Genomic DNA, 23,352 nt, shown 5'->3' on the forward strand with positions numbered 1-23,352 from the left:
GGCAAATTGTTTCCATAAAACAGGTGGCTTTACGCTGGCACTATAAGCGCCTTTAAACGTTTTAAAAACACTTTTGCATTAAGGCTCACCACCTTTGAGTATTTAACATCTAAATGATACTTACCCATGAGTTGGTTAACATACTCAGGTATAGAAAGATAATTATTCATCAATTCGGTATATATGTAAGTATCAATAGCCCTGGCCAATTGGGGTGTAAGTTTGTTTGAAGCCCGTAGTTCATCTTTAATTTTTAGTCGCAGGCTGATGCGGTTGTCCATTATCTGTTTCAGTTTTGCCTTATTGCGGCTCTTGGAAACGGAGTTATCCGAAAAATAAACTATTGTTTTTACTGAATCATCAACCGCTACCTTTGCGTTATTTTTTAAAAGGCGAAAAAGCAGATCATATTCCTGTGAAGAGCTAAGTGTTTCATCCCAGCCGTTAACATCAAAAAATGCCGGTTTATACCATAAATTTGAACTGGTAATACCCAGGTTTGATGTAATTAAGCCTCTCCAAACATTTTTATCTGCATGTCTGATTATTTCAACAGTCCTGTTCTTTATTTTATAAATAAGTAAACAAGCACCAGCAATTATATCGGCCCCTGTGGTAAGCGCTATATTAAACTGCTGCTCCAGTTTATCCGGAAGCAACTCATCATCAGCATCTAAAAACTGTATCCAATCTCCTTTAGCTTTATATAAACCATAATTACGGGCGGCAGGGGCTCCTTTTTTAGGCTCGTCATAAACGAAAATCTTATCAGGAAATTCCGACTGGTATTTATTCAACAATGCTAAAGTGCCATCAGATGAATTATTGTTTACTAAAATAATTTCAATATCCTGATAAGTTTGATTTAAAACACTATCAACGCTCCGGTTTATAAAACCCTCACAATTATAGCAGGGAATAACTACTGAAATCATTTGTTAATTAGCTTTATCAATTGGTGATACGGACTTTTTTCTTAAACCTGCCAGGGTGGCTTTGAGCTCGGAACCCATCATTAAATAAATCACACCTGAATAAGCGGCACAGAGAATAAGCCCGCCTATGATATAGTTTACACCGGCAACATTTAACAGATATGCGACAGCAAAACTACAGACCGATGCAACTATTGGAGCCTTAAGAGCTATCAAAAATTCAATTACCGATATTTTTATCGGGATGAGGTAATTGAAAGAGTATTGTGCTACCAGAACTACTACAATTTTATTGAGTAATACAGCCCAGGAAGCACCTATTATTCCGTAATAATATATACCCAGCGCTAATGTTGGTAAAAATATCAGCGCTTTAAATATCTGCTGCTTCATTTCAAGGCCGGGCCTACCCAGTCCTCTTAACAGGGAGGTATTACCACTTACCAAAATGTGGCACATTACCGAAACTGATAATATTTGTAACGGACCTACCGTTTGCTGCCATTTTGCCCCAAATACGTGATTTATAAATTGACTGCCCTCTACAACAAAGAAAATCATTACCGGAAAAACAAAAATGCAGTTAAACAATACTACCTTGAGGTAATATTTTTTAAGCGAAACCATGTCACTTTGGTTTTTGCCATATATGGGGTACATTACATTATTGATAACAGCCATTAACCTGCCCCTGAAGGTATCAGTTAATACAAAGGCCAACGTATATACCCCTAAAGCAGAGGCACCTAAAAGTTTCCCTATTAATAAATAATCAATGTTATTATACAGGTAATTTAAAATATTTGAACCCGTTGTATAAACGCCAAACCCAAAGACTTCTTTAAAGGCCTGTTTATCCATTATAAACGCAGGTTTCCAGCCTGTGGCTTTAAAAAATAATGGCATCGCGAAAAACACGTTCCCTACCGAGTTAAAAACCAGGGCCCAAACCCCTGCGCCCCTTAAAGCCATGATTAGCGCAATAACACCAACTACTATATTTGAAATATTATCAATAAGCGCCAGTTTTTTGAATTTCATTTGCTTGGTAAGCTGTGCTTTATGCACCAGGTTTACAGGGCTTACCAAAATACCAATACTAAGTACCGGGACAATGAGTTTAAGGATAGGTTTGTCATAAAACATGGCAGCTAAGGGGCCCACTCCTAAACTCATTATAACAAATAATAAAACAGACCAGATTACTCCCGTCCAGAATGCCGTATGGTAATGTTCATTACGTAAATGTTCATCTTTACGCTGTACCAGCGCGGCGCCCACTCCCAAATCATTAAGGATCTGTACAAATCCGGTAAACACCGTCGCCATTCCTACCACTCCAAACTCACTTGGGAACAGGAGCTTGGCAAGTACCAACTTTAAAATAAAATTAAATGACTGATTTATAACCAGCTGGATAAAATTCCAGAATATTCCGGAAGCGACTAACTTTTTATCCGTAGTAGACGCGGTTTCAGTAAGTACACTACCCATTTGATTTAAAATGTTTTTTTAGATCAATAATCATATTTTTTATATAGGCTTTTTGCAGATGTTAAATCAATCCTATTGATTATGTAAAACAGGATATGATTTTGTTTTACTTAATTCGGGCTGAGGGTTGGCAATCTGGTGGTATAGGCGCAGGTGGTTTTTGATGTAATTATCCACAGAAAAATCATCGGCATACTTGACACAATTTTTCTTTTTATCAGCTATTTCGTTTTTATTATCCAGGATATGCCCTATTACTGTGGTGAGGTTATCTTCATCCGGCGAATAAATCCATGAACTATTAGGGTCGTAAATTTCCTTGAGCCCTCCCCTGTCTGACTGGCAAACCGGCACCGAATACGATAATGACTCTATCACTGTGCGGCCGAAAGGCTCGTTCCACAAAGCAGGAACTATCAAAACATCAATTTGTTGGTAAAAGTCATCAGGTTTTGATACCCCCATAAACTCATACTCGATACCTTTTAATTTTCCCTGAAGCTGAGTTATAAACTGAGGATCGCCTTTGCCTGCAAAAATAATTTTCAGGGATAATTTTTGCGTGTCACTCAACTTAGCCAATTCATTTGCCAGGTATAACACACCTTTATCTTCCGCTATTCTTCCAATATATCCAAAATGGATTTTTTCGGTAACCGGTCTTCCTTCTGCATCCGCCGAGCTTTTGGCAGCGTTATAAACCACGTTACTAAGCTGATCAGGAATTTGTAAAAAGGCCTTATGCTTGTTCAGTATATATTGGCTTATTCCTATAAAATAGTCAGGGTACGAAATAAAATTTCTTTTTACACTGTTGGTTACCTTACATGGCAAGCACAGGGTGTCGCAATTTTTATCGTTGTTAAATAAACTGCATTTATGGCAAAGCAGGTAATAATCGCGCGTAGTGTGCACCAGCGGTATTTTATTATCTTTTATAGTTTTCCAGATAAAAGGCGAAAACCCCTGTATGGTATTGGTATGAACAAGATCGGGATGTATTTTTTTAAGAATTGCCGATATGCTGAAATGATAAAATATATTACAGCTATCAATAAAATGCCATAAAGATTTTAAAGCTCCATTTGCATTGCCCGCACCGCCGTAAGTAGAATATATATTCCGTTGTTTTAAGCTTATTACCGTAACACGGTTAACACGATAAACTTTATTAGCAGGGCCTGTAGTAAGTACATACACCTGATTACCCGCTTTTGTTAATCCTTCGGCTAATAGCTGAACCGATATTTCGGCTCCGCCAACAAATGAAGGGTAATAAAAACTATTTATAAGTAAAATTCTCATACGGCTTTATTGTATGAACCATCGGTATCCATAACTACGGGCGCAACTGCTTGGTCGGCTAAATATTTGCTCAATACATATGATCTTATTTTTTCAACAAAGCAGCTTTCATCAAAAGATTGAGCATGAGCGCGTAGAAAATCAGGATTAAACTCCAATTGTTCAAACAGATTAACCGCATTTGTTAACGCCGGCACAGTTTGTTCATCAAAAAATACCGCAGTAGCTCTTGATGCATCTCTTTTAAAGGGAATCATGGTATCTAACACACCTCCTTTACCATAAGCAATAACCGGCCTTCCGGATGCATTTGCCTCAAGCGGAGTAATTCCGTAATCTTCTAACTGTGGAAATATAAATGCTTTACAGTTAGCATAAAGCCTTGCCAGGTCGGCCGCGTCTAAGCCGGTTAAAAATGTAATATTACTGCCGGCGTTTTCCTTTATTTCTTTTTCCCTGGATCCCTTGCCTACAATAACCAATTTTTTATCGGGCATTTGATTAAAGGTCTCAATAACCAAATCAACCTTTTTATATGATTCAAAACGCGATACCACTAAATAGTAATCGCTTACCGATTGAGATACATAAAAGTTTTTACACTTTACCGGTGGGTTAATTACGGTAATTTCATTTGCTGGACTGTAGGCGTTCTTGATACGATGCACAACTTCCTGTGCATTTGTAATAAACCAATCGGTTCTTTTTGCAGATTCAATATCAATTTTCTTCAATATCGAAATTACTTTCCCATATGCAGCTCTTTTCAGCGGGTTAGCGTGTGTAACTTTAGCGTACGATTCAGTATCCCATACTAAGCGGAACGGATTATGGCAGTAGGTGATAACAAGCGCATCATCAGCTGTTTGTACAAACTTGGCACAATGCGTGGTTGATTGCAGGATCACATCGTAATCGCTTAAATCCAAACGCTGCATGGCCAAAACACCTAAAGGGTAAAAAAAGAGCTTCATTCTTTTTTCACTCTTAATATATTGTCCAAACCTGCTGGTTATAATGTTGCAGTCTTTAAACTCCGGATAAGTGTTATTTGCGTCATACGCCAAGGTATAAATAGGAGCATCAGGAAATGCATTGTGAAAACTTAATGCTACCTGCTCTGCACCGCCTTTACGTACAAGATCATCATGCACAATTGCAATTTTCATATATAGATGTTTAATTATTGAAAAATCCTCCTGTATATCTGCCTCGCTTTAATTATACCTCTGCCCAAGTATCAAAATCAACCATTATAGTGTGGGCGTTGAAATGAAATTAATGGTTAAAGCCAGTTATATTTTTTTGCTACACAGATAAAACAGCGTCGATAATGGAACTTTCGGATGCCGGATCAAAATATTTTGTCTTTTCATTGGTGATGCCTTTAAAGGCCTGTATGTCTGAAAGCACTAAAAGACAGTTATTGCTTATGGCTTCAATAACACCAGGCTTTGAATCACCGTTAGATGAACAATTGACAAAAACACTGGCTTTTTTATATAAGTAACTAACCAACTCTTCATCAAAGCTGTTGATTATAGTAACATTGGTTGATGATACCCATTCCATTACATAAAATGACTCACTTTTTTCTTTTATGACGACGACTAATTTTCGCCCCTTCAGTTTTTCAGATGAAAAGGCTTTTAATAATATTTTCAAATTCTCCTGCTGATCAATTGTGCTTATCAGCAGAAAAAAAAAATCCTTTTCTTTTGATGGAGCAATGTCTGGCTTAATCTCAGGCGCTACATATGATACCGACATCCCCGATGATCCTGTTAAATCAGGCTCAATTGTGGCAGTTTTAACCAGGTAGCATTTAACATTGCCGACAATTACCCTTATAAGCCGCAATAATAAACCGGCCTTTGGTTCACTAAGGTCAAATGCCAATGAATAGGGTTTCATGTTCGATATTTGTAAACCGTTAAATAGCTTACTTTCCAACAAATTGCTTGTAACCCTCGTAAGCATCCTTTTTAATATACTGGCCCGAGCTGTCTTTATAAATAAGGCCATAGCATGCTTCTTCCGGATAGCGTTTTTTCAAGGATGACTGATCAAATAATTCATAAATGAAAAAACCTTTGATAATCCCCTGATCTATAATTTTTCTGATGTTTTGGGTGATGTAATTATTCTGCCTGACAAAATCTACACTGGTAGTGCCCTTGAACTGATTAAACTCTGTTATCCAGATAGCTTTATTAAACCGCTTACTTATGTAAGACAACACATTACCAACGGTTGGTTTTACATTGGTGATATCACCCATATTTGAATACCAGTGACACCCGATTATGTCATAATTCACATTATTTTCCTTCAGCAACTCCAGATAGTAATAATGTATGTAGCTAACAGACAGGGTGATTTTTATATTAGGCTTAACTGCTTTTAGCCCATCTATAAAGCCTTTTATAGTGGCTATAAACTTTACTGCTTTTACGGTATCATAAGAACCCTGTTTAACCTTGCCTCCGGTGTTATGTAACCTGATTTTATTATCTCCTTCGTTATTTACCTCCACTACCGGAAAGTAATCGCCATAACGCGCACCAAAATTTTTTCCTTGCTGGTAAGCTATTTGGTAAACGGAGTCGGCATTGTTGCTTTTAAGTCCGCTTTGCATAACCGCCGGAAGGGCCGAAATATTATTTTTTTTTAACGAGTTTAAAACTTTAATAAAATCAGGCTCTTTTTTGGCATACCCGTTCGCATCCAGTAAAACATCAAACCGATAACTGCTTAATTTAAGATCGGTTATAGCACTTATTTGTTCATCCAGATTATTGCTATAATCCCGTTGTGTTAACGGATGACCATTTATGCCCCATACAAATGGTGCATTATTGTTTTGGGCTTTAACCGTTATACTCAAAAAGCACAACAAGATTACAAGGCGCATAACTTTGCAAGCTTTTAACATGGTCATATCAGCATTAAACATTAAAAATATCAGCTTATCAGAGCTTGCTTAAATTCGGGTTTTTGGCTTGCTTTAGTTAGTACAAAACCTAACCCTATGAATACCCATAATGAAGGATAGGCAAATTCAGGAACAGATACCATCATTATCAGATAAACAATCAGCAGCCCAATGCTATAACATGTGGACAAAATGGGTACAGATATTTTTAGCCATATATTTTTTAAAACAAACCAGGTGAAAACAAGAAATCCGATAACACCATTATTGGGTAACAAAGTGGAGAAAAAATCTGTTGAGCGTACATATCCAAAGCCTACGCCAAACGCCTGGTTAAATCCGTTAAGGCTCGCCCAAAATTCTATCTGGGTCATAAAGCTCTTCCCTCTTTCGCGCGAAGAACTGGCGTCTCCTTCTATTTTACCACCAAAAATAAAGTTGTATAAAGCATCCAACAACTTTTGGAATATACTTAACTGGAGCACAAAACAAATTACAATGATGGCAATACACGCATAAAAGAAAACTTGATAATGCCTTTTATAAATACACCAGTACGCCATAAACAGCATTATAAAAAAGTAGGCTGTAGTTGAAAATGTAAGTAGCAAACACCCCAGAAGCAGGTACGTGTCAAACCGCCTTTTTAAAGCAAATGTGATAACCCAAAACGGAAATACGGTAAAAACAAACATGGAAGGTTCGCCTGTATACGATTTCAGGCGCATTAATCCAATTCCCCCTAAGCTAAACGTTTGAAATAAGGAGGCTGATCTGTTTCCATATCCCACGGTACGATTAACCACAAAATCGCCGTTTATACCTGTTGCTGCAAATAAAAGAAACTCATACAAACCATAAAAGCACAATAAGCGCAGCCCCCAGTAAATGTAATCTATTGTCTTTTCGTCAGCGAAATATTTAACATAGCCATATACAATAAAACCAGCTATAAGAGACAGTGACTGTGTTATATGCGAAACACGATAAAATGTCTTGGTTAAATCGCCCCTGTTGATCAACTTCAGATCATCGGTAAGTTTTAATTGGCTCACCAGGTTAATAAACTGCGACCCTATACTTAAAACGATTATGATGCAAAAAAAGTAAAGAAGTTCAAGGTAAAACTGTTTCTTTTCTTCCTTTAACGGTGATAACGGTATTATAAAAAATAGCAAGCCCGTGAACACCGCAGTAATTGTTGTGCCGGGTATTGAAGGCACAAGAACAAATGAAGTAACAGGAAAAAATAACATCAGGATATTGACATATTTTTTCACAAATGTCCCGGTATCCTGCACTGGGCTGTGCAAAGTTTGGCTATGTATCATGTTTATACAAATAAGACGATATTATGGCAGCGGTTTTGAAAGCTTAGGAGATAATACTTACCGTGTAAGCTTATCTTTCGCCGTACCCTATGCCATAGCCATAGCCAAAATATCCCGCCTTTGAAAAATTGACATCATTGATAACCAGGTACAAATTATCAACATTATCTTTTGTTTTGATCTCGTTGATAATTCCTATCTGTGCTTTATCGGTATAATTATGCCTGCAAACATAAATTGTAATATCCACATGCTTCTGAATAATCAAAGCATCTGAAACCAAACCTACCGGCGAACTGTCAATGATGACATAATCAAATTTCTCTCTTAAATCTTCAATAAGATAATTCAACTTATCACTAAGCAATATTTCACTGGCATTGGCCACAACCGGACCCGATGTAACGACAAAGCAATTCGGGTGGAATAAACTGGGTTTGATAAGGCTGTCTACATCCAAATCCTCCAAAACATAATTGGAGAAGCCGAAATCGTCGTTATTAATACCCAGCGCATGGGATAATTTGGGTTTACGCAAATCCAGTTCAATCAGCACTACTTTTTTGCCGGTCATGGCTAAGGTATTACCTAAGTTGCGGGTTAAAAAGGTTTTGCCCTCACCATTAATACTTGATGTGATCATGATAACATTTGATCGCTGATCATCAAGTATATTGCCCAGCTTTGTTCTTAAGGTTCGCAGGCTTTCTGTTACCTGTGACCGGGAATAAAGATCAGCTTTAGATCTGCCCGATAATGACTGATGACCTATCTTTCCAATAATTGTTACGTCGGTATGTTGTTCAATATCATCTTCCGAGCTTATTTTAGATGCCATCATTTTTCTGGTGTTCACCAAGCCAAAAGGCATGATCAACCCTAAAAAGAACGACATAATGTAAATAATAGGTTTTATTGGCTTTGCGGGTTCTTTACTGCTCTTTGCGCTATCAATTATTCTTGAATAAGGCATATCTGCAGCCTTAGCCATTGATGTTTCTTCCCTTTTTTGTAGCAAATAAACATACAGCTGTTGTTTCAGCTCTTGCTGTCTTGAATAATCCATTATAGTGCGCTGCTTGCCAGGTACGCTTCGTATGGAGCTGGTCAAAACATTGTTTTGCTTGTTTATTCCGCTGCTGCTCAGCTCCATTTCATTTTTGTAGCTATCAATGCTTTGCAATAAATTATGCCGTACAACTGCTATCTGCTGATCCAGGTTAACAATTACAGGGTTGGTTTCTGTATAAGATAATCTTTGCTTTGTCCTTTCGTTCTGCAGTTCATTGTACTGGCTAAGGCTCGAGGCAAAAGACGAATTCTGAATGTTTAGCGAACTTGGGATAACTTTATCATTCCCGGGATCATTTAAGCGCTCTTTCAGATCTTTAATAATTGAAAGCTGAATTTGCTGTTGCTGGTATTTATTGTCGTTGTCGCTTGCGTTACCTACCAGCACTTTTGCCTGCTCATCAATATCGGTGATATTATTGCTGCTGCGATAATTCTGATACTTCTTTTCTACGTTGGTTAACTCATCGCCAACAACAGCTAAACGACCATTAATAAAGTTGATCGTACTGTCAATGATGCTTTTCTTATGCTGAATATTATCGTTCAGATATTGGTTCATCAGATTTTGCAGAATAACCTCACCTTTTTTAGAGTTTGGATAATATAAAGTTAAAGCAATGGTTGTTGTACCTTTATCTGTGAACTCCGCATCGTAATTTCTGGTTATATCAGCTATCGCGTCATCTTCAGACACAATTTGGGTAGAATATTCTTGCTGATAAATGGGTACCCCCGGCCGTCTTGTCAGGCTGATATTATACTGAGGAAGATTTATTTGTTCACCAAATTTAACATTGCGGTCAATATTTTCTTTTTCATTAACAATATGTACCATTTTATTGTTAATCACATCAATTACGTATTCACGTCTTTTCAGCGAATCAACTTTGGTGTTCAGTATTTTAACATCAAACGGCGACTCATCATATATTTCAGTTGCCAGAAACCCGCTGTTTAAAAACAACTTTATGTTGAGATGCATACCCTGAACCACTTCCTTTATGAGGTTACGTGACAGTAACACATCGCCTTCGTTTTTCACAACCTCGGTAAGGTTTAATGCAGATGCAACTCCGCCATTAGCATAGGCCGAACTGGCATCGGGATTATTGGGTTGCTGCTGTAAAAGCAATGAACTACTTATAAGATATTGCTTTGTAGCATAAGTATTATAAACATAAGCCAGCCCAATACAGAGTACAAGACTTATTGCAAACAAATACCAGTAATTTTTAAATTGTAACAGAATGCTCTTAAAATTCATGATGCTTTTCCTTTTGAGAATAGATTTTAATGTCGTTGTTGCTGCAGGTTCAATTAACAGGATAATTTTATTGTGCTTAAGGTATTTACCAATAGCGTTTGGCTAAGATTATAGCCGAAACGACAGTTGCTGCAAGCGTAATGTATTTGATTAAGTTATTATCGTTATTTAACACCTTGGTTTTAAGTGGCTCAACATACACTACATCGTTTTGCTTCAGGTAGAAATAAGGAGAATTAAGCGTTTCCTTTTTCGTCATATCCAACTTTACCGAGAAGCTCCTTCCATCAGGCTGTTTACGTATAAGCAATACATTACTGCGTCGACCATAGATTGTCATATCGCCGGCATAACCTATGGCATCTAACAATGTTACCTGCTCATTTGGAAGAATATAAGCTGCCGGATGGTTTACCTCTCCCAGTACAGTAACTTTAAAATTAGTAAACCTCACATCAACTACCGGATCGTTGAATGACTTTACAGCTTTTTCCCGTACCGCCGCCCGGGCTTGCACAGTGGTTAATCCGGCCAATTTTATTTTTCCTAACACAGGAACCTCAACATCTCCTTCTTTACTAACCAGGTATCCGGCAAGTGGGTTTGCAGAACCTGAATTTGGGTTGCTGCTGTTCACATAAACCCCATTTCTGCTGTTGATACTTACAGTAGCAGCCGGATCAGTTGTATTTACATTTATTGCCAGGATATCATCAGGTTGAATGATAGGTTCAGTATAGGAAGCTAAAGCCAGCGGTGTAGCTGTATTTGCCTCAGACATATCCTGAAAGTATTTGATTTTCTTGGTGTTAGCACAAGAACACATCAGGAACAGTATAATAACCGTAAATGAAAGCGATACCGGGAAACATGTTTTTTTCATAAAAATTAAAATGAGTTATTATGTAGTTTAGTACTATATCAACCATGCTCTTAAATTACGGGCCTTATTAATAATCGGCCTGAATAAACGCGTGTGGAGGTTAATATAGATAGTTGAGCAACCTACATTGTCTTTTTTATCTCGCTGCATTATAAAGCTTCGCCATTTCGCTTACAGAGCAATTACTTTTATTTAAGACAAATTGTCAGCAATGGAAAATTATAGCTGTTTAACAATATTTTTTCCATTGAATTCTAACAAATATTATCAAAATATTAAAGAATATCGCCTAAGTTTTGGTGTTGATACATAAATGTAAAAATTTGTGTAGCAGATGAGAAAAGTGAGAAATCACCTATTCAACAAGCAATTTTGACGATAAATTCCCGGTTAATGACGTTGTATTGATGATGTAAACACCGCGGTCTAACTTGCTAAGTAAGGTTATATATAAACTTGCCGTTCCCGTGTCATCGGTCACAAACTTTTCAGTTTGCAGCAGCTTCCCCGACATATTACTTATCGATACCGACACATTCTCGCCCTTGGCAAAGTTGTTTGCATTTAAATAAAAACTACTACCTGAATTCGGGTTCGGATAAACGGTTATTTTCTTTGTTCCCACATCAAGCAGCCTGTTAACTTGTAACGCTGCTACAGAAGTATTTGAAACCTGAAATAGCTCTACACCGGCAATACCTACCCTATCGGCAGTTGGGTTAAACCTTAAGGTTAAAACACCATCATTTACGGTGGTACTGAAATCTTTAACCAGGGCAGTTCTATATCCTACTTCCCTGAAAATATCGAAATTGGTCAACACCTCCTGGTTTTCTATAAATGTTGAAAACACCCTCGACGCCGGAGCGGTCCAGTAATTTTCAACAAAATGCATCCTAACCAGGTAATCGCCATTGGTAACAGGTATTTCTAACCTTGTTTCAGCAAGCGCTGCTGCTGCTGATAAATAAGAGAGATATAACGAATCAATATCAGTACCCGCCACACCTGTTGGAGACACCTGCTGATCAAGCTTTACCGATCCTTTGCGAAAGTTTTTATCAGTCTCATACACGTTATTACCTATTGTTACATTAGCATCTCCTCCGCCGGCTTTTATCCGTCTGATTACATTCACGGTACTGGTACTGCTATTGCCAATGCCATAAAGCGGGATGCGAAGCGGTGCAGAGGCGCTGTTATAATTTACCAGCAAAGCCGCGTTTTTAATGCCCACCGACGATGGTGTAAATTTCACTGTCAAAGGTGTAGTTACCTGTACTTTAAGGGTTGATGTTTTCAATGCGGTTACGCTAAACTCGCTGGCGTTGGGCCCGGTGATGCTTACCCCCTTTAATGCTATATCCGAATCGGTTGTACCATCAGGGTAAGTTAGTCCGGTATTTTTAACGGAGATAGTAACCGATGTGGATGCTCCTGTAAGGGTTGGATCAAAATTCACAGCAGTTACGGGCGTTGCAGCCAGGTCTGAATAATGAACCGATCCCGAATCAGGTTTTATATTATCTACGTAATATACATTATCCTGATAATCATAGTTAGTGGCTGCAATGCCCACATAATCACAATCCAAAATGTAAGCATTAGGCACAATATTTCCATTGGCATCCATTACCTTCATTACCCTGATACCTATAAGTCCATCAGCATTCTTTGTCCTGTCTGAGTACGAACTTCCTACCTTAATTCCAAAAGCAGTGGTTGGGTTAAATGTACCCATGGCAGGTGAACTGGAAGTATTTGCAAGCCTCGGCATTAATGACTGGCCATCCAAACTGTTGTGTGTAAATACGGTATTAGGCGTTGGTGAACCCTTCCTGTAATATTGGAAAGATTCAACTGCCGCGCAGCATCCGTGATAGGCAGCCATTTGATGAACAGTTACGGGTTTGCTCGGATCGGCCTTTACAAAATAGGAAGCAACCACTTCGCTTGAATTGGGTACACGAGTGGTACCATTAATATTGCCATCATCATGCCCAAAACCTGTGGTTGTTTTAAAACCAAATGCCGATATAATTTGGCTGGCATAAGGCTCATATATACTCTCACCTTCTTTTTGCCAAAGACCAACAAGTACAACTTTTTTAACCGGGGCCAGGCTATCGTTGCTGGCGATCGTTAACGTATCTGTAAAGAAGCTACGCGTTGAAGCAGCATCTCTGGCTCTGAACTGTATGGTTATCTGGGTAGAAGTTCCCGGGTTTATCCCTATAGGTACTGTTCCGGTAGAATCGCCGCTTGCTGTGACTATTTTCCAGGCTGCGGGTTTAGATAAGGTTAATTTATTTATGTTCAACCTTGCTGTTCCCTCATTACCTATCTGGAGCTTTATTTTATCATGATTGGCGTTATATGGCGTAATGGGATCTGTCCTTCGCCATGGGACCTGGATCAATGAAAATATTAAACGGTCATCTGAAGGGAAGGCGTCAGGGTTTTTCAAAACCATATACACTCCTTTTGATGATTGCGCGGCTATACTAAATGTATAATCACTGGTTATTCTCTGGTTATTATTAGCGTCAACCGCCTTTACTTTCAGAGTGTAATTACCCGCTGCAGTGATACTGAATGGTGCTGTATAATTAACATAAGTACCATTGTTTACTGAATATTGTAATGAAGCGAGCCCCGAGCCGCCCAAATCGTTAGCGGTTATAATTACTTGTACCTGACCATCATATACACCTGCCGATTTCAGTGTACCTGTAAATCTTGCACTTGCCGTGGGCAAGGTAGCATCTGTAACGGGGGTGGCAGGAGCAAAGGTTAAATAGTTCATTTTGGTATTACTACCTCCATTGGCATCAATGGTTAACTTGCCATCGCTCACCTGTACAGTTGCAATCGCCGATTTATATTTCGAAGATGCAGAAGGTATAAAATCACTTATTGTTGGTAATCCTTCTACATTTATCTCGTGATTGCTATCATAGTAGCCATCATCACCCGCACTTACTGTTACGCGATATAGTCCGTTGGGTACAACATACTCCCAGGTACCCGGTCTTTGACCGGCGGTAGAAGCCTGCATTTGTACAATTGAGCGCAGTTTTTCGTCACTGGTACCGGTCCGGATACGCATATTAGCCTGCAAATCTGCTGGCTGTTTGGTCACAGGGTCTATCCAGCCATATTTCCGGGTTGCATCAAAAGGCAGGCCTGTATCCCCGGTATAGCCTGCCGGTACAGTTGAACCTGATGGTAAGAAATCAATATTTACGCTTTGCGATACGGGAATATCCGTACCGATAATTGAAAAATCATCAAAACTATAAGTAACCGCTGTTGTCGCGTTCCGGTGGGTGGCATATATGGCGGCATAGGCTGTACTGTTAGTTAAGCCCATGCCTGTTATGTCCACACCCGTTGAAGAGTATCCTGTACCAGCATTTGTGAAATTTACACCATCGGTTGAATACAGACCATCTACTGTGTTAGTTGAAGGATCAATTACCAGGCGCAAACTCACTGTTTTTGTATTTAACCCACTTATTGCAGCGGTTATACGCTGATCAGGATTAGCTTTTCCGGATACTGAGCTTGAAACATCATTTAACTCCTTCCTTAACTCTACCTTATTTCCGCTTACCGTTAATTTAATATAAGTTTTATCATCCAAACCATACCAGATACCAGCCTGCTGAGATTGCGTACCATTTACCGGATTGATTAGCTTCACGTCAATCTGCAACTTCTTATCGGTAGGTATCTTTACTCCTAAAATATTCAGCTGGTTGTTATTGGTCAAAAAATCTATACCTTTGTTGGTTACCAGTTGCAGCCGGCCGCCAGTGAGCGTTATTTTTGATGGCTCATACCCCGGAACAAGGCTATTAGATGGTTGCCCGTCGACAGCTAATCTTGTGCCCGAATAGTCATTTACTGTAGTAAATCCCGTACCCTGTCCATTCTTATCTGCTATAGTATTATTTACGGGAGCATTGAATGATAAACTATATGGCAAGGTTACCTGTAACGATGTACAAGGAAGGGTACTTAAGGGGCTGCAGCCATCCTGTGCATAAACAGCATTACAAAGCAGGCATAAAAGCAATAGCGCTAAATTTGCCTTGTACAGCTTTGCCAAACCGAAACCGGGGTAATTGTTTTTTTTCATGACAGTTTTTGAAATTGTTTTGGAAGAGGTTTTTATGGAGACCGTTAATACGGATTGATTCCTGACAGAAGAATTAAGCAGCAGCCTCCTGATTAACACAAGAGGCTGCGCCACTAATATTTATTTATATCACTTTTTATTTAATGCATTTTTGAAACTGAAGCCTTTGCGATATTCTGATCTTCAGATTTTTTATTTACCCGCAACAGTGTAATTTGTGACGTTAGGTTAGGATTATCATTCCAGTTAAATTCACTGATATATAAATTCCCATTCATAACATCCTCCGTAATATCAAGCGGGTTGGCAAAACCGGCCATCCCATCCAGTCCATAATTACTGGCGCCCGTAGCCGCGCGTACAATATCATATAAGTGCCCGTCTTTTAAATGGGCTGGGTTGTTATCTTTAACCATTGAACCGGGCTCCAAAACCATTATATCGCCACCGCCACTAAACCTGCAAACTAATAGCTTCCCTTTAAGTGCACCATTAAAGGCATCGTTTTTATATTCAATTACGCCATTAGGCGATTTATTAAAACCAAAATCAAACGCTGCCCCGCGATAATTCACATCCGGCTTGATTGTGGCCGGGTAAACAGGATTATCACTATACCCGCGATTTATAACATATTCGCCCCTGAGCGGGTTAGGATGACCAAAAAAGCCTACCGGTTTGTTGGGGTCTATTCTGAACAGCCAATCGTGCTGAACCGGCACATTCATGGTTGAAGGAACATCCGGACCATTATAAAAGGTTCCATCAGGTCTTCGGGTACCCTTTACAGATTCGGGAGAATTTCCGCCTCCTCCCGACCCATTAGCCGGAACATATAACTGCCCATTGCTATGCCAAACCAAATCATAGGCGTTACGGATGCCCGACGCATAGATAGTAAGCGGGGAATTTACACTATATGGATTGTATGTACCATCGGGCAGTCGGTAAGGACTGGCCGACGCATGGTTAATTAAATTTTGATCGGCAGTTGTTTGTACATTAAGGGGTAACTTTATCTTATTAAGCTTCTTAATATTAAGTCGTAATATAGCTCCTGCCAGTAAGGTTTCGTCCCTTTGCCAGCCCTTATCATATTTCCCGGCCGAAGTATTACTTCCAACTGATATGTACAATGCACTATCGGGGCCAAATGCCATACTGTTAACCATATGGTCTCTGGTTGATCTGGGTAGTTTGGTAACAACCTGCTCTTCATTTTGCAGATCCGCGCCGCTTAATCTGGATATATTGCCATCAAACATAGGGGCGGCAACCAAACCTGATGATGAATATGACACCCACGCAATCAGGTTTTTTGCTGTTGATCTTATATCAAATGTTAAACCTATGGCAGTTGTTTCACCACGCTTTTTTACGAGTGTATTAATAACCCGCATGTTATTCAGCATTCCCTGGTTATGGTCAACATCATACCTTTCAATGCTGCCGTCCATTTTTAAAGCGTAGAACCGGCCATCGGGACCAAAAGTTAAAGAAGTGTACTTTTTATTTTGTGTTCCAGGGATTGATATTTTCGTAAATCCGGCTTTTAAAAGATTACTTGAATCTACTGGTGCTGCCACCGTAGAAAAGGTTGTTTCAAATGGTAAAAACGAAGCACCGCTATATGATTTTACGCTATCGGTTATAATAAATTTATATACAGTATTGGCTTCAAGTGGTCTTAACGGCGAAAAGCTTATCGCGTCGCCCCCGCCTGTTCCCTGAACATTTCCCTGAACACTGGAAACCTCACCGTTACTGATTTTCAACAATTTAACCGTTTTGGTGTTTATAGTAGCATTATCAACTCCCCCTTTAAAGCCATCTACTGCGGGTACTGACAAGTTATTTGCCGCTATTACTGAATTATTCACTACCCTGGCACCGTTAACCGGGTTTGATGATATTACATAAGGCCGGTTGTGGTCAACAACCCTTAATTCGAGATTCATTGAAGCGCTGCTATATCCATCGGCCGATAGTTTAACACTTGCTAAATAATTACCTGGGGGCAATTTTCTCGCCTGGGAATAATCTAACGTCACTGAGGTATCACTTGCCGATTTTACCGGTAAAAATTTCAGCCAATTTTTGGCGGATCCGGCATAAAGAGCTGTTAAATTATAAGCTACGTCAGCATTTACCGAATTGTGAAGCCTTAATGTACATACTTTAGCATCATTGCCTGTATTTTCAATGAGTAAATTTTGATTATTTGCCGAAAGATAGACGTAGGGAGCGATGTTAACGGGTGCAATTTCAATATAGCAAATTTTGGTGTTTGTACCGCCGTCTGCATCAATTGTCAAGAAGCCATCACTTACCGTTACCGTAACAGTGGCTGTTTTAAACCTGCCCGGACTTCTTAACCTTCCCAGCGGTTTAAAATCTGATATCGCTTTAACTCCCTCAACGTTGATACAATTATTCTCATAAGCCTTGCCCACTTCGCCATCGCCTACAGCCACATTAACTTTATAAACACCATTAAGTAATTTAATTTCCCAATAGGCTTCAGTTTTTTCTCCCTGAAATACTCCGTACAAAAAAGTGTTTATATTATTAGCCTGCATGTGAACAAATGTCGAAAGCAGAACATCCTCGGGTTCTGTACGCGCTCTGCCGTTACCCCTTAGATCAATCGGTTTACTATCAGCTCTCCTTTTCCAACCGTATTGTAGTTGCGCGCCTTCGTAAGTATCTGGCCGGTAACCAAATGATTCCCCCATGTCTTTAAGCCATCCTGGCGGCGGGCTTGTTTTATCATCCTGAAAATTTATCTTAACCGGCTCTATCAACGGAGTTTCAGTCAAGTAAAGAAAAGCTTCTGAACTTTCTTTTTGCCTGTGGGTAGATGCCTTAATTATTGATTTATAATTATTACAAAGAAAAAACGCCAGGGCGCAAAATAAAATAACATATAAATAAACCCCTCGCTTCATGCTTTTTAAGAAAATACCACTCATCTTGTATAATTAAAAATTAATCAGTACCCGCGCAAGGCACTAACTTAAATTAAGGACTGTTAATAAGGATTTTTGCATATTTAAACCCACTTGAATAAACCGCCCTTATTATATAATATTTATTACGGTCGGGCTTAATTTCAAAATGGGTATCTGCTTGTCCCTGCGCATTTGTTGTAATTTTTATCGTTTTAAGCTTTTTACCATCCATACTGTATAAAGAAATGGTTACGACTTCATTTACTTTAAAATTTCTAAGTTTTACATATAGCGGCCCGCCACCATTAGGATTCGGATAGGCCTGTAAAACGCGCTCATCACCTTTCAGATCTTTGGTCGCTTCTTTCTCGCCGCCATTTTTCTTTACTGAATCTATTATCTGGGCGCCGCTGACGTCTACCACTTTTATGGTATCCTCTATACTGGTTACCTTAAGCTTTGCATTTAAGGCATCTTTTAATGGCGAACGCAGATATACTTTAAATGTCAGGGAACTATTTTTTTTCAGTATTAAGGGAGCTTTTTTGTTAGGTAGGGGTATATTGGCTATTTTAACTTTGGAGGCATCAGTTCCATAAATGCTAATGTCTTTTACTTTTACTGTCCTATCTCCCCTATTGCTCAATGTTACTTCATACTCTTTATCCTGATACTCATTAGCTGCAGTTTGTGGGACAGCTGTGAGGGAGAGCATTGCGGGTGGTGGTGATGAACCCGTTACCTTTAAAAGCGTGATCTGCGAAATAAGGTTAGGATTATCATTCCAGTTATACTCAATTACATATAAATTGCCGTTAACAACATCTTCAGTAATATCCAGCGGATTAGCGAAGCCCGACATACCCACCAGGCCGCTGTTCCCCGAACCGGTAGTAACCTTAACAATATCATAAATACGATCATCGCTGCCCACGGAGTTATCTTTCACTAATGAACCGGGCTGCATAACAATAATATCGCCGCCACCGCTAAAACGGCAGACCAATAATTTCCCTTTTAGCACACCGTTAAAAGTATTGCTCTTATATTCCAATGCTCCGTCTGGTGAGTTATTTAAACCAAAATTGTACGCAGGGCGATAGCGTATATCGGCCACAATTGCGGGCGAATAAAGCGGATTGTCTGCAAACCCACGGTTTATTACATATTCGCCCCGTAACGGATTAGGATGACCATAATAACCTACAGGTTTATCTGGGTTAACCCTAAACAGCCAATCATTTTGCACTTGTACACCTGTAGTAGCGGGTATAACCGGGCCATTGTACAATGAGCCATCGGGCCGTCGCGTGCCGGCTACCGATGCGGGAGAATTCCCGCCTCCGCCAGATCCGTTGGTTGGAAGATATAACTGGCCGTTAGTATGCCAAACCAGGTCATAGGCGTTACGTACCCCCGATGCATAAATAGTTAATGGTGAATTGCTGCCATACGGATTATAGGTACCATCGCTCATGGTTGCTGCTACAGCAGGAGCGCTATTGATAACACTTTGGGTGGAAGTTGTTTGTACATTAAGCGGTAAAACAAACGCATTAAGCTTAGTAGTATCCAATCTTAACACCGTGCCAGAGAGCAAACTTTCGGCCCTTTGCCAGTCATTATCAAACGACCCTGCAGAGCTGTTGCTTCCCTGGCAAATATAAAGCGCGTTGTCTGGACCGAAGGATAATCCGTTAACCATATGGTCACGGGTAGAACGGGGAAGCTTGGTAACCATTAATTGCTCGTTTTGCAAGCTATCACCAGATAAACGCGAAATATTACCATCAAATGCAGGTGCGGTAGTGAGTCCTGCCGAAGAGTGCGAAACCCACACGATTACATTTGTCGCGGTTGATCGTGGATCGAAAGCTAAACCTATAGCCGAACGGTTTCCATATTTATTAATAAGGGTTCTTATTGTTTTATCAAGCGTAAGTGACCCGTCGGCATGATTAATAATGTACCGCTCAATTGCCCCATCGAGCCTTAATGCATAAAACTTATCATCGGGTCCTATTTTTACCGAACTGTATTTTTTATTTTGTGTTCCAGGTACAGCAATTTTGGTAAACTGTGCGTTAAGCAGCGTAGATGAATCTATTTTGGCTGCTTCGGTTGTAAAAGTAGCTTCATAAGGTGCAAACGCAGCACCCGCATATGACTTTACATCTGATGTGATAACAAACTTATAGATAGTGTTGGGCAACAAGCTTGATGATGGAGAAAAGCTTATGGCGTCTCCGCCGCCTGTTCCCTGTACCACACCGGGTACCAGCGTTAATGAAGTATCTACTTGCTTGTATAATTTTACACTTGCATTTGTAATAGTGCTGTTATCAACCCCTCCCTGAAAACCTGCTACAACAGGCACACGCAAATTATTGGCAGCAATACTTACTGTGCTTACCGGAATATTTATAGCTCCGTTTGCCGGCGTTGATGAAACAACATAGGGCCTTAAGCTATCAACAACACTTATTTGTACAGGAAGTACCGCACTTGTAAACTGACCTGAGGTTGCTTTTACCGTAGCTTTATAAATACCTACGGGTAAATTTTTAGCTGCAGTATAATTAAAAGCCACATTTGGTTGTACCCCTGTTTGCGCAGGATTTAAGCTAATCCATCCGGTTGCACCGCTTGCATAGGTTACTGCTACATTGTAGGCTGTTGCCAGATTATTTGAGCTCCCTAATGATACCGAAACCGAATTGGTAACAGGCGATCCCTTTTTTATAAGTAAATTTTGATTAGTTGTGGCCCAGTATAAGTATGGATTTAAAGATACCGGAACGATGTTGGCAAAGTTGAGCTTGGTATTAATACCGCCATCGGCATTTATAGTTAAATATTCATCAGCCACTGTTACCCTTGTTGTTGCTGATTTAAAACGGCCGATGGTGCCTTGTTTACCACTGGGTATAAAGAGGTTTATGGCGTTCACTCCCTCTATATTAATGCTATGCTTTTCGGGCGAGGCATTAACCGTACCGTCGCCAACCGAAACCGTTACATCATAGGTTCCGTTAGGTACTTTAGCTTCCCAATAACCTTCTATCTTTACCCCGTTAAATGTACCGCCAACAGTGCTTATGGTATTGGCCTGCATATGTATTAAAGTAGCAAGTAAAATATCTTCGGGCAGGTTACGGTTACGCGTGTTGGGCGTTAGATTGAGCAAACTTCCGTCGGTCCTTTTTCGCCAGCCAAATTCAAATCCGCTTCCCTGGTACAAGCCTGTTCGCAGGCCATAAGGCTGTCCGTAATCTCTTATATAACCTAACGGAGGTACGGTTTGTGGGTCCTGAAAGTTAATCTTCATTGTTTGCTGCTGTACAGCATTTATAACATTAAGATTAACTAATAATGTAGCCGGTTGGTAACCAGGCGCAGCAGCAGTAACTATGGCCTGATATGTACCTGCATTAGTAGTAGAATCTATAGCAGCAGAGTTAAATACTATGGTATCGGTAGGGTTTTGAGGTAAGTTCAACCAATCAGCATTGGTTTTTGTTAACGTATAAGTAGGGTGCCCCTGGGTTGATTGGATGCATACCAGCTGCGGTATAACATTCCCCCCCTTTATTAATGTAAAGTTCAGCGTGGCTGGTGCAAAAGAGAGTACTTTTACAGTGGCTGGTTCAAGATTAGTTATCGCCAGATCATCAAAGTTATAGGTTATGGGTGCGGTCCCATTTCGATAACTTGCATATATACCGGCATAAGCCGTACTATCAATCAAACCCATCCCGGTTATGTTAACCGTGCGCGAAGTATAGGCCGCCCCGGCACTAATAAAGTTAACTCCATCGGTTGAATAAAAACCCTCGGCTGTACGCGCTGCCGAATCGATCACCAAACGTAATGTTACTGTTTTAGTATTAAGTCCGCTTATAGCCGCGGTTATACGCTGATCGGGATTGGCATTTCCGGTAGCGTTGCTTGATACATCGTTAAGCTCTTTTCTTAACTCTACCTTATTTCCGTTTATATTGAGCTTAACATAGGTTCTATCGTTTAAACCATACCATAACCCGGCCTGTTGAGATTGTGTGCCATTGTATGGGTTTATTACTTTAACATCCAACTGTAGCTTTTTAATTGCCGCAATTTTCACCCCAAGAACATTTAGCTGATTATTAGCAGTTAAAAAATCAATTCCTTTATTGCTCACCAACTGCAATCTGCCGGCAGCAAGCGCTATTTTTGATGGTTCGTAACCCGGTACCTGGGTATTGGATGGCAGCCCATCTGCAGCTAACCTAACACCCGAATAATTATTTATTGTTGTAAAGCCTGTTCCAAGCCCATTTTTATCGGCTATGGTATTACTTACAGCAGAATTGAATGACAGATTATAGGGTAAATTAACCTTTACTGCACTACATGGCAAGGTACTTACATGATCACAGGTATCTAATTGCGGGTATGCCATTACTTCATAGCAATGAGCATAAGCAAAATTAATGATACTTAATATGCTAAAACAAAACGATAATATAATTCTAAGTGTCAAAATTTTGGCCATAGTCAATCGTAAATTTTGGGGGAACCAATAAATGAATGATTTTAGGAATGAAACAGTACTTGTAGCATTCCTTATCGAACCTTTGCGGTCTCGAATGTTACAGCTTAAATCTTGAATACGCTTCGCTCTTTCGCTTACATAGCAAGCGTTTCGGCAAATAAATATTGCCTTTTGTAAGTCACAAGTTTACTTAATATGTGGCAAAAAAACGGCTTTACAGAGCTGCTTGTACAGTAATTGTGTAATTGTGAGAAAAAAATCAGGCATTATATATCGTGGCTTTATTGGCACTGAACAATTTGTTAATAAGCCATTTTTAACATATAAGTGCTATAACTGTGCAAAAATCCAGTGTCACTTTACAAGTTTTCACAAATTGCTGCACAACCTTACCACAGCCCAAAATCATGCCTCCTTTTGGGTTAATTTAGAATAATTAATAATCTATGCGATTTTTTAACATTTAAAAACAACAGAAAAGGGATTTAGAGCACTAAAGTCA

12 protein-coding genes are annotated in these 23,352 nt (G+C 39.6%); all 12 read right to left on the minus strand.

Features of this window, described 5'->3' with window-relative positions:
* Window positions 1–29 precede the first annotated feature (29 nt).
* Window positions 30–935 (minus strand): glycosyltransferase family 2 protein, encoded by a 906-nt coding sequence (locus SNE25_RS24150; protein ID WP_321561585.1) that lies wholly within the window; start codon window positions 933–935, stop codon window positions 30–32.
* A 3-nt stretch (window positions 936–938) separates the two neighbouring features.
* On the minus strand, window positions 939–2,429 hold the full coding sequence (locus SNE25_RS24155; protein WP_321561586.1) for a lipopolysaccharide biosynthesis protein: 1,491 nt from the start codon (window positions 2,427–2,429) through the stop codon (window positions 939–941).
* A gap of 72 nt (window positions 2,430–2,501) precedes the next feature.
* Window positions 2,502–3,734: a glycosyltransferase family 4 protein gene (locus SNE25_RS24160; RefSeq protein ID WP_321561587.1), complete on the minus strand. Its 1,233-nt coding sequence runs from the start codon at window positions 3,732–3,734 to the stop codon at window positions 2,502–2,504.
* Entirely contained in the window at window positions 3,731–4,903 is a 1,173-nt protein-coding gene (locus SNE25_RS24165) for a glycosyltransferase (RefSeq protein WP_321561588.1), read from the minus strand. Before SNE25_RS24165 ends, SNE25_RS24160 begins: the two co-directional genes overlap by 4 nt.
* Window positions 4,904–5,042: 139 nt before the next feature.
* The gene (locus tag SNE25_RS24170) at window positions 5,043–5,648 is read right to left on the minus strand and encodes a glycosyltransferase (RefSeq protein WP_321561589.1); all 606 of its coding nucleotides are present in this window, start codon (window positions 5,646–5,648) and stop codon (window positions 5,043–5,045) included.
* A gap of 28 nt (window positions 5,649–5,676) precedes the next feature.
* Window positions 5,677–6,648 carry a glycosyl hydrolase gene (locus SNE25_RS24175; RefSeq protein ID WP_321561590.1) on the minus strand — a complete coding sequence of 324 codons (972 nt, stop codon included), beginning with the start codon at window positions 6,646–6,648 and terminating at the stop codon, window positions 5,677–5,679.
* Between the two features lie 50 nt (window positions 6,649–6,698).
* Window positions 6,699–8,000, minus strand: coding sequence for a hypothetical protein (locus tag SNE25_RS24180; RefSeq protein WP_321561591.1), 1,302 nt, complete (start codon window positions 7,998–8,000; stop codon window positions 6,699–6,701).
* A gap of 70 nt (window positions 8,001–8,070) precedes the next feature.
* Window positions 8,071–10,338 carry a GumC family protein gene (locus SNE25_RS24185; protein WP_321561592.1) on the minus strand — a complete coding sequence of 756 codons (2,268 nt, stop codon included), beginning with the start codon at window positions 10,336–10,338 and terminating at the stop codon, window positions 8,071–8,073.
* Between the two features lie 85 nt (window positions 10,339–10,423).
* Complete coding sequence (locus SNE25_RS24190; RefSeq protein WP_321561593.1) at window positions 10,424–11,221, minus strand: polysaccharide biosynthesis/export family protein; 798 nt, start codon at window positions 11,219–11,221, stop codon at window positions 10,424–10,426.
* Between the two features lie 355 nt (window positions 11,222–11,576).
* A complete protein-coding gene (locus SNE25_RS24195) occupies window positions 11,577–15,365 on the minus strand; it encodes a malectin domain-containing carbohydrate-binding protein (protein ID WP_321561594.1) in 3,789 nt (1,262 codons plus the stop codon).
* Window positions 15,366–15,505: 140 nt separating this feature from the next.
* The gene (locus SNE25_RS24200) at window positions 15,506–18,337 is read right to left on the minus strand and encodes an Ig-like domain-containing protein (RefSeq protein WP_321561595.1); all 2,832 of its coding nucleotides are present in this window, start codon (window positions 18,335–18,337) and stop codon (window positions 15,506–15,508) included.
* Window positions 18,338–18,386: 49 nt separating this feature from the next.
* On the minus strand, window positions 18,387–22,757 hold the full coding sequence (locus SNE25_RS24205) for an Ig-like domain-containing protein (protein ID WP_321561596.1): 4,371 nt from the start codon (window positions 22,755–22,757) through the stop codon (window positions 18,387–18,389).
* Between the last annotated feature and the right edge of the window lie 595 nt (window positions 22,758–23,352).

Origin of the sequence: Mucilaginibacter sabulilitoris, assembly GCF_034262375.1 — a bacterium.
Lineage (GTDB): Bacteria > Bacteroidota > Bacteroidia > Sphingobacteriales > Sphingobacteriaceae > Mucilaginibacter > Mucilaginibacter sabulilitoris.

Excerpts from the sequence above, each read along its gene's own strand:
- SNE25_RS24205 (WP_321561596.1), bottom strand. The coding sequence starts at position 22,757 with ATGGCATACCCGCAATTAGATACCTGTGATCATGTAAGTACCTTGCCA.
- SNE25_RS24155 (WP_321561586.1), bottom strand. The coding sequence starts at position 2,429 with ATGGGTAGTGTACTTACTGAAACCGCGTCTACTACGGATAAAAAGTTA.
- SNE25_RS24150 (WP_321561585.1), bottom strand. The coding sequence starts at position 935 with ATGATTTCAGTAGTTATTCCCTGCTATAATTGTGAGGGTTTTATAAAC.
- SNE25_RS24165 (WP_321561588.1), bottom strand. The coding sequence starts at position 4,903 with ATGAAAATTGCAATTGTGCATGATGATCTTGTACGTAAAGGCGGTGCA.
- SNE25_RS24200 (WP_321561595.1), bottom strand. The coding sequence starts at position 18,337 with ATGAGTGGTATTTTCTTAAAAAGCATGAAGCGAGGGGTTTATTTATAT.
- SNE25_RS24190 (WP_321561593.1), bottom strand. The coding sequence starts at position 11,221 with ATGAAAAAAACATGTTTCCCGGTATCGCTTTCATTTACGGTTATTATA.
- SNE25_RS24175 (WP_321561590.1), bottom strand. The coding sequence starts at position 6,648 with ATGCGCCTTGTAATCTTGTTGTGCTTTTTGAGTATAACGGTTAAAGCC.
- SNE25_RS24195 (WP_321561594.1), bottom strand. The coding sequence starts at position 15,365 with ATGAAAAAAAACAATTACCCCGGTTTCGGTTTGGCAAAGCTGTACAAG.
- SNE25_RS24180 (WP_321561591.1), bottom strand. The coding sequence starts at position 8,000 with ATGATACATAGCCAAACTTTGCACAGCCCAGTGCAGGATACCGGGACA.
- SNE25_RS24160 (WP_321561587.1), bottom strand. The coding sequence starts at position 3,734 with ATGAGAATTTTACTTATAAATAGTTTTTATTACCCTTCATTTGTTGGC.
- SNE25_RS24185 (WP_321561592.1), bottom strand. The coding sequence starts at position 10,338 with ATGAATTTTAAGAGCATTCTGTTACAATTTAAAAATTACTGGTATTTG.
- SNE25_RS24170 (WP_321561589.1), bottom strand. The coding sequence starts at position 5,648 with ATGAAACCCTATTCATTGGCATTTGACCTTAGTGAACCAAAGGCCGGT.